This is a genomic window from Neorhizobium sp. P1_A6 (assembly GCF_056406795.1).
The window spans coordinates 40,885-54,458 of sequence record NZ_JBFTZM010000024.1 but is presented as its reverse complement, the minus strand read 5'-3'; the positions used below and the strand labels follow the sequence as shown (position 1 = coordinate 54,458).

The following is a 13,574-nucleotide window of genomic DNA, read 5'->3' as shown; positions in this document are numbered from 1 at the left end:
ATCTTCAATTGTCAAATAACCGACGCTTCCAAACCCAAGGGCCAAACCGTCAAAACTTCTCGAAACAGCAACACCCCAAGAGACCAAACCGAAACTCGGTCCCAACCAGCATGCGCCAATCAATCAGTGATTTCTGTAGAACGAAAGTCGTCGTCGCCAGCAGCGCCGCCGCCCTCGTTCAGTGAGCGGGTTATAGTGCCGACCCCAGTTTGAAGTCAACAGCATTGATTCAGAAATCTTGAGAAAAATGCCAACCTAATGATTTAAAAGATGAATTTCGGAAAAACTCTTCGAATTTCCGTTTTCCGGCAACTTTTGACCCCCTGAAGCAGGTATAAACAGCGCCCTTTCGGCCCTCGCCCCAAAACCGCCCCGACAAATTCACAATCTCATGGTTACCACAGGGCCAGTAGGGAATCGAAAAGCGCATGTCAGGCGAATGTACGCGTTTGCACCGTCGCCGATTTGACTCTCTATGTTGAAAGGGGCACATGTTTGGCCCAAGGTCCCGCAGGCAGTATAAAAGCTGCCTACGGCAATAACGAGTATCAGGGACTGGCTTTAATTGGCATGATGACGGCCCGCAGCATGATCCGCTCGCTCGGCAACGAACCGCCGATCCTCGCCGACGGCCGTCGCGCTCCGGATCGACGTGAGATTTCGTTGCGTTGGCTGTCCGGCACCTTCCTGACCGGCATTACCTCTTCCATTCTGATGGGCGTTGCTTTGTTTGCCGCCCTCGACGGCCGGCAGCAGCTTGCCATCCCTGCCGAAGCCTCCGCCGCCATCCCGACAAACGATGCTGATGCAGCGTCACGCGGCAAGCGGCTGCTCGGCGGCAATATCGTTGCCATGCCGACCGACCGGAAGGTGATGGAAGTCTCGACGGTCGTGCACGAGGGCAATAAGGAAGTCGTCCGCCGCAAGCCGTTCGCGCATGTGAAGATGAACCTTGCCGCAAACCACGTGGCGCAGGAAGATTACCCGAACTTCGATCCGATGACGATCTTCTCCTCAAGCGAGACCCCGCCGCCGCCTGCAGCGCGCGCCGGCGTCATCTACGGGTCGAACGTCGAATCCGAGGTCAGTCTCCAGACCGTGGCCTTCCCCATTAAGGGCAGCATGTATGCCTTCGCGCCGGCGATGACGCTGGAGGAGGTCGAGGAGAACGTCCGTTCCAACGGCTCGGTGCTCACCGACGGCGGTGGCCAGCTTTCGGCTCTCTATTATGTCGACCCGCAGCGCTTCTCCTCAAAGGATGACGGCGGCGGTCTCGATATCACCGCCGGCCTTTCGGCCCGCGTCGTCGAGGAAAACATCTCGGTTTCAACACCTGAGGCGATCAACTCCCATACGCGCGAATATGCCGACGACATCATTCCCGTGCGCAAGGTCGAAACGGTCAGCCAGGCGATGGCCGAGGTCGGTTATCCGGAAGGCAAGGCGCGGGAAATTTCCGGCTACCTGCAATCCCGCCTCGGCGAAGCCAATCTTTCCGTCGGCGACGTGCTGCGCATCGGGGTTATTCAGGAAGGCGACATGGTTCTGGTCGTGCGCGCCAGCCTCTACCGGCGCGGCGATCACCGGGTAACGGTCGCCCTCGACGACCACGGCCGCTTCGTGGATGGCCAGGAGCCGCCGATGCTGGACGCGGTCGCCTCGGCCTTCAGCGAACAGCCCGCACAGGTCGTCGCCGGCCGCGAACTGCCGCGCGTCTACGACGGCATCTACCGGGCAGCCCTTTCCTACGGCATGAGCAAGGAAATGACGGGGACGCTGGTGAAATTGCTTGCCAGCAATGTCGACCTGCAGGCCCAGCTAAAGCCGACGGACAAGATCGAGGCCTTCTTCTCGGTCGCCGACGAAAAGGGTCAGGCCAACAAGGATTCCGAACTGCTTTACGTCAACGCCCGCTTTGGCGACACAACGAGCCGTTTCTACCGCTTTCAGAATTCGGACGACAATTCGGTCGATTATTTCGACGAGGACGGCAAGAGCATCCGCCAGTTCCTGCTGCGCAACCCGCTTCCGAACGGCCGCATGACCTCCGGTTTCGGCATGCGCGGCCATCCGATTCTCGGGAAAGCCCTCATGCATACCGGCACCGACTGGGCAGCCCCGCGCGGCACGCCGATCATCGCTACCGGCAACGGCGTCGTCGAAAAGGCCGGCTGGGACTCCGGCGGCTACGGGAACCAGACCCTCATCCGCCACGCCAATGGCTATGTCTCCTCCTATAATCACCAGAGCGCGATCGCGCCGGGGGTTCGCGAAGGCGCCAAGATCACCCAGGGCCAGGTCATCGGTTACGTCGGCTCCACCGGCCAGTCGACCGGCACCCACCTTCATTACGAATTGATCGTCAACGGTACCAAGGTCGATGCGATGAAAGTCCGCCTGCCCGGCGGCAATTCGCTGAACGGCAAGGCGCTCGCCCGGTTCGAAGAAGAACGCAAGCGGATCGATACGCTGCTCAACACCCAGTCGCCCGACGAAGTCGCCAGCCGGTAGCGAATTTGCCACCCGCTGAACTTCAAAACGCAGCGCGCCCTCACTGATCAGGTCGGTTTCTCGCGCAGGCTGCCCCAAATCGACCTTCATCCCCTCTAATACCGGCTCGATCCTCTCCGTCTCACGGCTGCAGTTCCGTATCCCAGTAGAGATAGTCCATCCAGCTTTCGTGCAGATAGTTCGGCGGGAACAGACGACCGTTATTATGCAGATCCTGCACCGTCGGCTGGTAGGGCTTCTGGTGCGGGAACATGGCGGCCTGCTTCGGCAGCTTGCTGCCTTTCCTCAGATTGCAGGGTGAACAGGCGGCCACGACATTCTCCCAGGTGGTCTCGCCGCCATGAGCGCGCGGGATGACGTGGTCGAAGGTCAAGTCGTCGTGTTCTCCGCAATACTGGCATTCGAAACGGTCGCGCAGGAAGACGTTGAACCGGGTGAACGCGGGATTGCGGGTCGGCTGGACATAGGTCTTGAGGCTGACGACGCTCGGCAGCTTCATCGAGAAGCTCGGCGAGCAGACCGAGTGGTCGTATTCCGCGATGATGTTCACACGGTCAAGAAAAACCGCCTTGATCGCGTCCTGCCAGGACCAAAGCGACAAGGGATAATAACTCAGCGGCCGGTAGTCAGCGTTCAGAACGAGCGCCGGCAGGGCCTGCGGGGAGACTGCAATCGTCAAATGACGCTCCTACCCGATTCGGCATCTGTACTTTCTATATTAGGTCCGTTGTTACAGGATTGTGAAGCCCAATAAATGCAGTGGGATACTCGGACGCGGCTTCAGGCCAGAGGTGTGACATCGCGGCGCATTTTTGCCGCGTAATAAGCCCAGAAAAGCCGCGCTGCGACGGACCTCCACGGCCCCCAGGCCTTAGCCATCACCGCCAGGTTTTTGGCGGACGGCCGTGTTTCAAGCCCGAATGCGTCGGCAACGGCAGCCTGCAGCGCCACGTCGCCGGCCGGGAAGATATCCGCATGTCCGCCGCAGAACATCAGGTAGACTTCCGCCGTCCACGGGCCAATTCCGGGCAGCATGGTCATCTGCCGGATCGCCTCGTCGGTTTCCAGCGCGCAGACGGATGCGAGATCGAAATGACCTTCCGAAATTGCTGTGGACAAATGAAGAAGCGTCGCCGCCTTTGCCCGCGAGAGGCCGAACGTGGCGATGATAGTGGGATCCAAGGCCCGATACCCTTCAGCGGTAACCGGGCCGGCGGCCATTATCCTCCGCCAGATCGCCTCGGCACTCGCCCTCGACACCATCTGCGATACGACGATCGACGCAAGGCCGGAAAAGCCCGGCTCGTTCAGCCTGAGCGGCACCGGGCCGCAAGCCTCGACGACATCGGCAAGTCTCGGATCGAGCGCCACCAGCGCCTCGAGCCCCGCCTGAATGTCGGAATGATCGCGGATGATCGCCACCGCCTGCCTCCCCACTGGTTGCCTCCCCATGGCCGTTTTTCAAAAAGCATGGCAGAAGAAATCATGCCCGCTCCGCCTCCAGATAAACCGGTCTATCGTTTCGCGCCAAGTCCGAACGGATTTCTGCATCTCGGCCACGCGCTGTCGGCACTGCTCAACCATGATATGGCAGCAGCCGGCGGGGGCCGTTTTCTGCTGCGCATCGAGGATATCGATCCTGCGCGCTGCACGCCGGAGTTCGAGGCGGCGATCTATCACGATCTCGCCTGGCTGGGGCTTCGATGGGAAGAGCCGGTGCGGCGACAATCCGAACATTTCGACGCCTACCACGCGGCGCTCGACCGATTGACCGAGATGGATCTCGTCTATCCGGCCTTCCTGAGCCGCGGCGAGGTAAAAGCCAGGGTCGCTGCCTACGAGGCAGACGGGAAGAACTGGCCGCGCGATCCGGATGGTTCGCCGCTTTATCCCGACCAAGACAGATATCGCAGTGAGACCGAGCGGCGAAGGCTGATCGCAGAGGGCGTCCGGCATGCCTTTCGCCTCGACATGGGAAAAGCGCTCGCCCTTATCCGGGCACCGCTGATCTGGGTAGAGACTGGCGACGGAGCGCGCGGCGAGATCCCCGCCGATCCGTCGGTCTGGGGCGATGTGGTCCTGTCCCGTTCGGATGCGCCGTCGAGCTACCATCTGTCGGTGACAGTGGACGATGCGGCGCAGAGCATCACCCATGTGGTGCGCGGGCTCGATCTCTTCGAAGCGACGGCCGTGCACCGCCTGCTGCAGGAACTGCTGGAACTGCCGCAGCCGGCCTATCATCACCACCGGCTGATCATGGGGCCAGATGGCAGGAAACTGTCGAAAAGCGAGGGCTCAACCGGGCTCGCGGCGCTTCGCGACCAGGGCCTCTCGGGCGGCGATATTCGCCGCTTCGTCGGCCTCTGAGCGGATTTTCTCCCGCTCGCGATGCGCCTTCCGGCGGCGCGAGAAGACCGAATAGATTTTGTATTTCATCAGTGCGGCATTGAACTCGGCGCCGAGCATGAAGATGACGCCTACCATATAAAGGAAGATCAGCACGATCATGATCGACGCCAGACCGGCATAGGTGGCGGTATAATTGGCGAAGGTCGACAGATAGGCGGCAAAGCCGAGCCCGAAACACGTCCAGACCACGATCGTCAACGTCACGCCGGGAATGATGTCGATCAGCCGGCGGTGGCCGGCCGGCAGCCACTTGTGGGAAGCGAGCAGGCCGATCAGCAATAATAGGGCGGTGCCATAGAGCCCCCAGTTTGCCGCCGTCGTGAGGTCACTGATCAGCCACGGAAAATAAAAGCGGGTCTCGGCAAAACGCAGCGCCACGGGAACGGCAAGCAGCAGAATGCTGAGGACCGCAAAGATCACCACCAGGATAACGACATAACCGAGGCTCGCCAGGCGCGTCACGTACCAGGGCCGGGTCTCGGTGACGCGATAAGCTCGGTTGAGCGAAATGCGCAGGGCTTCAACGCCGTTCGACGCGAAATAGGCAGCCGCCAGCACCGAGATCGTCAAAAGGCCGCCGCGCGGGATTTCGAGGACCCGCTGCAGCTCGGAGGCGATGGGCTGTGCGATATCCGCCGGCCAGGTATCGAAGAGCAGGTGGACCGTCGTCTGCGAGAAGTCGCCGGCCCCCAGAAAGCCCGCAAGCGCCGTGCCGAAGATCAGGAACGGAAACAGCGCCAGAAGGCCGGACAGCGCGACATGGCTGGCCATCGCCCAGCCATCGTCATCCGAGAAATGCCAATAGGCGTCCCAAAGCACCTTGAAGGCGAGGCGATACCACCGGACGGGGCGGTTTTCTTCGGGCAATTGCAACTCCGTTGTGACGTGGTGGGAAATATGGGAGGAACTCTTTCGATTGTACAGGGAGCCTCACCGAATGGCCGAAAATAGAACGATCATCGTTACCGGCTGTTCCTCCGGCATCGGCGCCCATTGCGCGCGTGCCCTGAAGGCCGATGGCTGGCGGGTCTTTGCAACGGTGCGCAGGCAAGCCGATCTCGCAGCCCTCGAGGCGGGCGGCATCGAAGCCCTTTTGATGGATTACACCAAGCCGGATACGATCGCCGCCCTGGTCGCAACAGTGATCGAGCGCATCGACGGGCAGCTCGATGCGCTCTTCAACAACGGCGCCTACGGCCAGGCGGGCGCGGTGGAGGATCTGGCGACCGATGTGCTGCGCGAGCAGTTCGAGACCAATTTCTTCGGCTGGCACGAGCTGACGCGGCGGGTCATCCCGGTCATGCGGGCTCAGGGTTATGGCCGGATCGTCAACTGCTCATCGATACTGGGCCTGCTGCCCTATCGTTATCGAGGCGCTTACACAGCCTCGAAATACGCGCTCGAAGGGCTGACGGTCACCATGCGCATGGAACTCGAAGGCAGCGGCATCGGAGTAAGCCTCATCGAGCCCGGACCGATCACCTCTCGCTTCACCGCCAACGCGCTCGCCAAGATCCGGGAGCATGTCGACCTCGAAGGTTCCGTCCATGCGAAGCAGTATCAGCGGCAGCTCAGGCGCCTCGATGGACAGGGGCAGGCCAACCGCCATAAACTTGGGCCCGAAGCCGTCTATGACGTCTTGACGCATGCCTTGACCGCATCTCGTCCGAGGCCACATTATCTGGTAACAACGCCCGCCAAACAGGGCGCTTTCCTGAAAAGAATACTCCCGGCCTCGCTCTTCTATAAATTGATGCGCCGGCTGGATTGAAAGGCAGCAATCCGACAATGTCCACTTTTACCACCGTCCTTGCTCTGATCGTCATGGGCCTCGTCGTGCTCGTCCTGATCCGCGGGCTGTTCAACATGTTGAAGGGCACCGATCCCAACAAATCCAACAAGCTGATGCAACTGCGTATTCTCTTGCAGGCAGTTGCAATCGTCCTCATCATGCTCACTCTCTGGATTACGGGCGGCGGTCGCCCGACCTGATTCTGATGATGGCGGATGGTAAAGCTCAACAAGATCTACACGCGCACCGGCGATAACGGCACCACGGCGCTGGTCTCGGGTCCGCGCCGCGACAAGCATGACCTGCGCGTCGAAGCCTATGGCACGGTCGACGAGACGAATTCGACGATCGGGCTCGTCCGCCTCCACACGTCAAGCATGATCGAACTCGATGCCATGCTGTTCCGCATCCAGAACGACCTCTTCGATCTCGGCGCCGATCTTGCGACGCCCGATGCCGGCGAAAAGCTGGACTACGAACCGCTTCGGATCGTCGACGCCCAGGCGACGCGGCTGGAAACGGAGATCGATGCGCTGAACGCCCATCTCGATCCGCTGACCTCCTTCGTGCTGCCGGGCGGATCGGCCGCCGCCGCTCATCTTCATCTTGCCCGCACCGTGTCGCGTCGTGCTGAACGGCTGATGGTCGAGCTGTCCCGAAGCGAGACCGTCGGCGCTGCGGCGCTRAAATATATCAACCGGCTTTCCGACTTTCTGTTCGTCGCTGCGCGTTTTGCCAATGACGGCGGCAAAGCCGATATACTCTGGGTTCCTGGCAAGAACCGGTAACCGCAACGGCGCAGGAGCCACAGCATGTTCATCCCGCTGCACGATGCCGTCGAACTCAAATACATCCGCGTGCAATATGTCACGATCAGCATCATCGCTCTTAATGTGCTGATATGGCTGTTCACCAATTTTTCCGCGCCTGAAGTGGCCGAACACGCCTCCCTCGGGCTCGGCTTCATTCCGGCAGTGATTTTCAATTACGCAACGCTCGATCCGTCGCTGGTGATCGTGCCGGACGATCTGACCTTCGTCACCTATGCCTTTCTGCACATGGATTTCTGGCATCTCGCCTCGAACATGCTGTTCCTCTGGGTGTTCGGCGACAATGTCGAGGATGCGCTAGGGCATGTGAAGTTCCTGATCTTCTACCTCGCCTGCGCAGCGGCGGGCGCCGCTCTCCACGGTTTCGTGGCATCGAGTTCGGAAGGTCCGCTGATCGGCGCATCCGGGGCGATCTCCGGCGTCGTTGCCGCCTATTTCCTGCTGCATCCGCGCGTGCGGGTCTGGGTGCTGGTTCTCTTCCGTATCCCGCTGCCGCTGCCGGCCTTCATTCCCTTGGCGCTCTGGATCGTCCAGCAGTTCGCCATGCTGGCGCTCGATCTCGATGGCATGGTCTCCTGGGGTGCGCATGTGGGCGGTATCATTGCCGGCGCCATCCTCGTGCTGTTCATGCGCCGCAAGGGCGTGCCACTGTTCGACCGCGACATCGTCACCCCGAAAGCCGTCGAGCGAAAACCTGGCGCTCCGCAGATCGCCGCAGTAACCGAATAGAACTATGAGAAAACGGCAATGCCTGGAGGCAAATCCGCGTTGTAATCGCGCGAAAAATGCGTATCCATGTCGCCAACTGACAAATGAGGAAGCAGCAAATGTCGCAATTTGCGGCTGGAGATAGTCAAGGAAGGACCCCATGAAGATCCTGGTGCCAGTCAAGCGCGTGGTCGATTACAACGTCAAGATTCGGGTAAAGCCGGACGGTACGGGTGTCGAGCTCGCCAATGTGAAGATGTCGATGAATCCCTTCGACGAAATCTCCGTCGAGGAGGCTCTGCGTCTGAAGGAAGCCGGCAAGGCTGAAGAAGTGGTGGTCGTGTCGATCGGCCCGGCCAAGGCCGAAGAAACCCTGCGCACCGCACTCGCCATGGGCGCCGACCGGGCGATCCTGGTCGAGACCGACGACGTGGTCGAGCCGCTTGCCGTGGCCAAGATACTGAAAGGCATCGTCGATGCCGAACAGCCGGGCCTGATCATCGTCGGCAAACAGGCGATCGATGACGATTCGAACCAGACCGGCCAGATGCTAGCAGCCCTGCTCGGCTCCGCCCAGGCGACCTTCGCCTCGAAGATCGAGCTCGCAGACGGTTCCGCCAAGGTCACCCGCGAAGTCGATGGCGGCCTGCAGACGATCGAAGTCAAGCTTCCGGCCGTCGTTACCACCGACCTTCGCCTCAACGAACCGCGTTACGCTTCACTGCCGAACATCATGAAGGCCAAGAAGAAGCCGCTCGACAAGAAGACTCCGTCAGATTTCGGCGTCGATACCGCGCCGCGGCTCAAGGTCCTGAAGACGGAAGAACCGGGCGGCCGCAAGGCGGGCATCAAGGTGAAGACGGTCGAGGAATTGGTTGGCGCCTTGAAGACCGCCGGCGTTCTGTAAGGAAAGGGAGAACATCAACATGGCCATTCTTCTTCTGGCAGAACACGACAATGCGACCCTCAACGACCAGACCGCCAAGGCGCTCTCGGCCGCCTCCAAGATCGGCGGCGAGGTGCACGTGCTGGTCGCCGGTTCCGGCGCCAAAGCCGCTGCCGATGCCGCTGCAAAACTTGCCGGCGTTTCCAAGGTGCTGCTCGCCGACGACGCGGGTCTCGCCAACAATCTCGCCGAGCCGCTTTCCGCTCTGATCGTTTCGCTGGCCGGTTCCTACGATACGATCATCGCCGCTGCGACGGCATCCGCCAAGAACGTCATGCCGCGCGTCGCAGCCCTGCTCGACGTCATGCAGGTCTCGGAGATCGTCGAGGTCGTTTCGGCCGACACGTTCAAGCGGCCGATCTATGCCGGCAACGCTATCCAGACCGTCCAGTCGACCGACGCCAAGAAGGTCATCACGGTGCGCACCGCCTCCTTTCAGGCGGCTGGCGACGGCGGTTCCGCCTCGGTCGAAAACATTTCGGCTGCAGCCAACCCAGGCGTTTCGAGCTTCGTCTCGGATGCTCTTTCGTCTTCTGAACGTCCGGAACTGACGTCTGCCAAAATCATCATCTCCGGCGGTCGTGCGCTCGGCTCGTCGGAAAAGTTCAAGGAAGTCATCCTGCCGGTCGCCGACAAGCTCGGCGCAGCCGTCGGCGCATCGCGCGCAGCGGTCGACGCGGGTTACGCACCCAATGACTGGCAGGTTGGCCAGACCGGTAAGGTGGTCGCACCGGCGCTCTATATCGCCGTCGGCATTTCCGGTGCGATCCAGCATCTCGCCGGCATGAAGGATTCGAAGGTCATCGTCGCCATCAACAAGGACGAGGAAGCCCCGATCTTCCAGGTCGCCGACTACGGCATCGTTGGCGATCTTTTCGAAATCCTGCCCCAGCTCGAAAAGGCGCTTTGAGCCTTTGTTCATTTCGCAAGCGCGAAAAATGCTGGCAAAACGACAAGCAGCAGAATAACAATCTGCCGGACTGCATACATGCAGTCCGGCATTTCTATGAAATAGGCGTACGCTTGAGATGGCGTAAACGCCCAGGGAGCGAAACCATGGGTTTGGTCATAAAAAGCATCGGCATCATCGGAGCAGGCCAGATGGGCTGCGGTATTGCGCATGTTTCGGCTCTCGCCGGATACAAGGTGCAGATGTACGATGTGTCCAAGGACCGGATCGAAGCAGCGCTCGCAACCATCAACGGCAATCTTGCCCGCCAGGTCTCCAACGGCAAACTCGGCGATGACGAGCGGAAAGCGGCCCTTGCGCTGATTTCCGGCTCTTCCGACCTCAACGATCTGGCACCGATGGACCTGGTGATCGAGGCCGCGACGGAAGACGAAAGCGTCAAGCGCAAGATCTACGCCCAGGTCTGTCCGGTCCTTAAACCCGAAGCGCTACTCGCCACCAACACCTCGTCGCTTTCCATTACCCGCCTCGCTTCCGCCACCGACCGTCCGGAGCGCTTCATGGGTATACATTTCATGAATCCGGTGCCGGTGATGAAGCTCGTGGAACTGGTGCGCGGCATCGCCACCGACGAGCCGACCTTCCGGGCCGCCAAGGACTACGTCGTCGCGCTTGAAAAAACCGCGACCGTTGCTGAGGACTTTCCGGCCTTCATCGTCAACCGCATCCTGCTGCCGATGATCAACGAAGCGATCTACACGCTTTATGAAGGCGTCGGCTCGGTCGAGGCGATCGACACCGCCATGAAGCTTGGCGCCAATCATCCGATGGGCCCGCTGCAGCTCGCCGATTTCATCGGCCTCGATACCTGCCTGTCGATCATGCAGGTCCTGCACGACGGCCTGGCGGACAGCAAATACCGCCCCTGCCCACTTCTGGTAAAATATGTCGAAGCCGGCTGGCTGGGCCGCAAAGCCGGCCGCGGATTCTACGATTATCGCGGCGAAGTGCCGGTACCGACGCGGTAGGCGATGCGAGCCATTGCCTTGTCAGGTATGCCATTCCGAACTATAGTGAGGGAGTGAGAGGCGAGCTTTCGCCCGCCCCTCTAGATCACCTCCGGAATAACACCCGCACGGTTACTTGCCAGTTCGTGCGGGTTTTCCGTATGGTGACCGTGATGCTAAATGGCCTGGACCACATAGATCACTCCTCCGGTTGAATGACGAGGCCCTCGCCGGGTCGAAGCGGCCTATCCTCTCCGAGGAGCATGGCAGTGCGCGTCTGCTTTCGTCATCACAACCAAAAGCAGAATAACGAAATACCTGCCGTCGTCCATCCGCGAAAATTGTCCGGGTTACAACCCCTTCGCCGCCGTGATCAGCGCCTTGGCATCCGGGCTGTCCCAGGCGGCCGGCCCGTTCATCGCCGAGATCAGGCAGCCCTTCTTGTCCATCACCAAGGTTACCGGCAGGCCGAAGGCGAGGCCTTCCTTCTTCAACGAATTGAAGACGCCCATCGAACTGTCGCGGTAATAACCGAGCGTATCGACGCCGTATTCGGCGAGGAAAGCCTTGGGCTTTTCGTCGCTGCCGGTATCGATATTGACCGCCACGACCTCGAAGTCCTTAGCCCCCATGCCTTTCTGCAGCGCATTCAGCGCCGGCATCTCTTCCCGGCACGGGCCGCACCAGGTGGCCCAGAGATTGAGCAACACGGTCTTGCCGGCGAAATCGGCGGTCTTGAGGTCCCGGCCGTCCGGCCCCTTGAAGGCGAGATCGAGCGGCCGCGGCGGTTGGGCGGCGACCATGGCGGCGACCTGGCCCTTGGATAATTGCGAAACCGACTTCACCGTCTCGACAGCGCCCGCGCAGGCGCCGGAGGATTGGGCGGAGAGCCCGGTCTCGCCATTGCCAGACCCCACATTCGTCACGTATACCGCCACGGCACCGGCAAGTATTCCCGCAACGGCGGCAATCACGATCAATCTGGCGGACGGAAGGCCGAAAGGTCTTTTGGTCGTCATCAATTACTCCAGGACTAGACATCATGGCTGACGGCACGAAGGACGCAGTATCCTCCAACCAGATGTGGGGCGGACGCTTCGCTTCAGGGCCGGACGCGATCATGGAGGAGATAAATGCCTCGATCGGTTTCGACAAGAAGCTGTTCGCCCAGGATATCCGCGGCTCAATAGCGCATGCGACGATGCTCGCGGAAAAGGGCATTATTTCGGGCGAAGATAAAGACAAGATCGTCTCCGGCCTGAACACAATCATGTCAGAGATCGAAACCGGCAAGTTCGAATTTTCTAGGCAGCTCGAAGACATCCATATGAACATCGAGGCGCGGCTGGCAGTGCTGATCGGCCCCGCCGCCGGACGCCTGCACACCGCCCGCTCGCGCAACGACCAGGTGGCGCTCGATTTCCGCCTCTGGGTCAAGGAAGAGCTCATCAAGACGGAAGCGATGCTGACCCGCCTGATAGCAGCCTTTCTCGACCGCGCCGAGGAACACGCCGACACGGTCATGCCCGGCTTCACCCATCTGCAGACCGCCCAGCCGGTCACCTTCGGCCATCACTGCATGGCCTATGTGGAAATGTTCGGCCGTGACCGCGCCCGCGTGCGCCACGCGATCGACCATCTCGACGAAAGCCCGATCGGCGCCGCCGCACTCGCCGGCACGCCCTATCCGATCGACCGCCACATGACGGCCAAGGCCCTCGGTTTCCGCGAGCCGACCCGCAACTCGATCGATACCGTGTCCGACCGCGATTTCGCGCTTGAATTTTTGTCGGTCGCGGCGATCTGCGCCATACACCTGTCGCGCCTCGCCGAAGAGATCGTCATCTGGTCGACGCCGCAATTCGGCTTCGTGCGCCTGTCGGATGCCTTCTCGACCGGCTCATCGATCATGCCGCAGAAGAAGAACCCGGATGCCGCCGAACTGGTGCGTGCCAAGACCGGCCGCATCAACGGTTCGCTGGTGGCGCTGCTGACCGTCATGAAGGGCCTGCCGCTCGCCTATTCCAAGGACATGCAGGAAGACAAGGAACAGGTCTTCGATTGCGCCGAGAACCTGGAACTGGCGATCGCCGCGATGACCGGCATGATGCGCGACATGACGATCCGTGCCGACAAGATGCGCGCCGCAGCGGGCGCCGGTTATTCGACTGCGACCGACCTTGCCGACTGGCTGGTGCGTGAAGTCGGCCTTCCCTTCCGCGACGCCCATCATGTGACCGGCCGCGCCGTGGCACTTGCCGAAGAGAAGGGATGCGACCTTTCCGAACTGTCGCTGGAAGAACTGCAGTCGATCAATCCTGATATCACCGACAAGGTCTTCAACGTCCTCTCCGTCGACGCCTCGGTCGCCAGCCGCACCAGTTTCGGCGGCACCGCACCTGATGAAGTGCGCAAACAGATCGCCTGGTGGCGCGGTCGGAATTGACGTCAGCCGGAACGA

14 protein-coding genes are annotated in these 13,574 nt (G+C 60.8%); 10 read left to right on the top strand and 4 right to left on the bottom strand.

What is annotated here, in order from left to right; translation table 11 throughout:
* Positions 1 to 570 precede the first annotated feature (570 nt).
* Complete coding sequence (locus AC1D3C_RS28285) at positions 571 to 2,511, top strand: M23 family metallopeptidase (RefSeq protein ID WP_038546282.1); 1,941 nt, start codon at positions 571 to 573, stop codon at positions 2,509 to 2,511.
* A gap of 121 nt (positions 2,512 to 2,632) precedes the next feature.
* Here the strand turns inward: AC1D3C_RS28285 and AC1D3C_RS28280 are convergent, their stop codons facing one another.
* Together AC1D3C_RS28280 and AC1D3C_RS28275 are read right to left on the bottom strand one after the other, a co-directional pair.
* The gene (locus tag AC1D3C_RS28280; protein ID WP_007767848.1) at positions 2,633 to 3,190 is read right to left on the bottom strand and encodes an HNH endonuclease; all 558 of its coding nucleotides are present in this window, start codon (positions 3,188 to 3,190) and stop codon (positions 2,633 to 2,635) included.
* A 101-nt stretch (positions 3,191 to 3,291) separates the two neighbouring features.
* Positions 3,292 to 3,963, bottom strand: a complete 672-nt coding sequence (locus AC1D3C_RS28275) for a DNA-3-methyladenine glycosylase family protein (RefSeq protein WP_477485204.1) — start codon at positions 3,961 to 3,963, stop codon at positions 3,292 to 3,294.
* A gap of 18 nt (positions 3,964 to 3,981) precedes the next feature.
* On the opposite strand from AC1D3C_RS28275, the gene gluQRS reads away from it, so the two are divergent.
* On the top strand, positions 3,982 to 4,878 hold the full coding sequence (gene gluQRS, locus AC1D3C_RS28270; protein WP_477485203.1) for a tRNA glutamyl-Q(34) synthetase GluQRS: 897 nt from the start codon (positions 3,982 to 3,984) through the stop codon (positions 4,876 to 4,878).
* Here gluQRS and AC1D3C_RS28265 read toward each other — a convergent pair.
* Positions 4,807 to 5,787, bottom strand: coding sequence for a YhjD/YihY/BrkB family envelope integrity protein (locus tag AC1D3C_RS28265; protein WP_046600828.1), 981 nt, complete (start codon positions 5,785 to 5,787; stop codon positions 4,807 to 4,809). The genes gluQRS and AC1D3C_RS28265 overlap by 72 nt on opposite strands.
* A gap of 70 nt (positions 5,788 to 5,857) precedes the next feature.
* Between AC1D3C_RS28265 and AC1D3C_RS28260 the strand changes: the two genes are divergently transcribed.
* The 7 genes from AC1D3C_RS28260 to AC1D3C_RS28230 all read left to right on the top strand — a co-directional run bounded on the left by AC1D3C_RS28260 (position 5,858) and on the right by AC1D3C_RS28230 (position 11,134).
* Positions 5,858 to 6,691, top strand: coding sequence for an SDR family oxidoreductase (locus tag AC1D3C_RS28260; protein WP_477485202.1), 834 nt, complete (start codon positions 5,858 to 5,860; stop codon positions 6,689 to 6,691).
* A gap of 17 nt (positions 6,692 to 6,708) precedes the next feature.
* On the top strand, positions 6,709 to 6,912 hold the full coding sequence (locus AC1D3C_RS28255; protein WP_247137989.1) for a twin transmembrane helix small protein: 204 nt from the start codon (positions 6,709 to 6,711) through the stop codon (positions 6,910 to 6,912).
* 15 nt (positions 6,913 to 6,927) lie between these two features.
* Entirely contained in the window at positions 6,928 to 7,500 is a 573-nt protein-coding gene (locus tag AC1D3C_RS28250) for a cob(I)yrinic acid a,c-diamide adenosyltransferase (RefSeq protein WP_477485201.1), read from the top strand.
* Between the two features lie 24 nt (positions 7,501 to 7,524).
* Positions 7,525 to 8,271, top strand: a complete 747-nt coding sequence (locus AC1D3C_RS28245) for a rhomboid family intramembrane serine protease (protein ID WP_477485200.1) — start codon at positions 7,525 to 7,527, stop codon at positions 8,269 to 8,271.
* A 139-nt stretch (positions 8,272 to 8,410) separates the two neighbouring features.
* Positions 8,411 to 9,157, top strand: coding sequence for an electron transfer flavoprotein subunit beta/FixA family protein (locus AC1D3C_RS28240; RefSeq protein ID WP_046665014.1), 747 nt, complete (start codon positions 8,411 to 8,413; stop codon positions 9,155 to 9,157).
* A 19-nt stretch (positions 9,158 to 9,176) separates the two neighbouring features.
* A complete protein-coding gene (locus AC1D3C_RS28235) occupies positions 9,177 to 10,106 on the top strand; it encodes an electron transfer flavoprotein subunit alpha/FixB family protein (protein WP_477485199.1) in 930 nt (309 codons plus the stop codon).
* A 146-nt stretch (positions 10,107 to 10,252) separates the two neighbouring features.
* Positions 10,253 to 11,134, top strand: a complete 882-nt coding sequence (locus AC1D3C_RS28230; protein ID WP_247035153.1) for a 3-hydroxybutyryl-CoA dehydrogenase — start codon at positions 10,253 to 10,255, stop codon at positions 11,132 to 11,134.
* A 329-nt stretch (positions 11,135 to 11,463) separates the two neighbouring features.
* Here AC1D3C_RS28230 and tlpA read toward each other — a convergent pair whose 3' ends face one another.
* Positions 11,464 to 12,132, bottom strand: coding sequence for a thiol:disulfide interchange protein TlpA (tlpA, locus tag AC1D3C_RS28225; protein WP_477485198.1), 669 nt, complete (start codon positions 12,130 to 12,132; stop codon positions 11,464 to 11,466).
* Positions 12,133 to 12,155: 23 nt separating this feature from the next.
* Here tlpA and argH point away from each other — a divergent pair, with 23 nt between their 5' ends.
* On the top strand, positions 12,156 to 13,559 hold the full coding sequence (gene argH, locus AC1D3C_RS28220; RefSeq protein ID WP_477485197.1) for an argininosuccinate lyase: 1,404 nt from the start codon (positions 12,156 to 12,158) through the stop codon (positions 13,557 to 13,559).
* The last annotated feature ends 15 nt before the right edge of the window (positions 13,560 to 13,574 follow it).

Bases quoted from the DNA above. Each gene is read 5' to 3' on its own strand.
- AC1D3C_RS28285 (WP_038546282.1), top strand. From the start codon at position 571: ATGATGACGGCCCGCAGCATGATCCGCTCGCTCGGCAACGAACCGCCG.
- AC1D3C_RS28275 (WP_477485204.1), bottom strand. From the start codon at position 3,963: ATGGGGAGGCAACCAGTGGGGAGGCAGGCGGTGGCGATCATCCGCGAT.
- gluQRS (WP_477485203.1), top strand. From the start codon at position 3,982: ATGGCAGAAGAAATCATGCCCGCTCCGCCTCCAGATAAACCGGTCTAT.
- AC1D3C_RS28260 (WP_477485202.1), top strand. From the start codon at position 5,858: ATGGCCGAAAATAGAACGATCATCGTTACCGGCTGTTCCTCCGGCATC.
- AC1D3C_RS28255 (WP_247137989.1), top strand. From the start codon at position 6,709: ATGTCCACTTTTACCACCGTCCTTGCTCTGATCGTCATGGGCCTCGTC.
- AC1D3C_RS28245 (WP_477485200.1), top strand. From the start codon at position 7,525: ATGTTCATCCCGCTGCACGATGCCGTCGAACTCAAATACATCCGCGTG.
- AC1D3C_RS28240 (WP_046665014.1), top strand. From the start codon at position 8,411: ATGAAGATCCTGGTGCCAGTCAAGCGCGTGGTCGATTACAACGTCAAG.
- AC1D3C_RS28235 (WP_477485199.1), top strand. From the start codon at position 9,177: ATGGCCATTCTTCTTCTGGCAGAACACGACAATGCGACCCTCAACGAC.
- AC1D3C_RS28230 (WP_247035153.1), top strand. From the start codon at position 10,253: ATGGGTTTGGTCATAAAAAGCATCGGCATCATCGGAGCAGGCCAGATG.
- tlpA (WP_477485198.1), bottom strand. From the start codon at position 12,132: ATGACGACCAAAAGACCTTTCGGCCTTCCGTCCGCCAGATTGATCGTG.
- argH (WP_477485197.1), top strand. From the start codon at position 12,156: ATGGCTGACGGCACGAAGGACGCAGTATCCTCCAACCAGATGTGGGGC.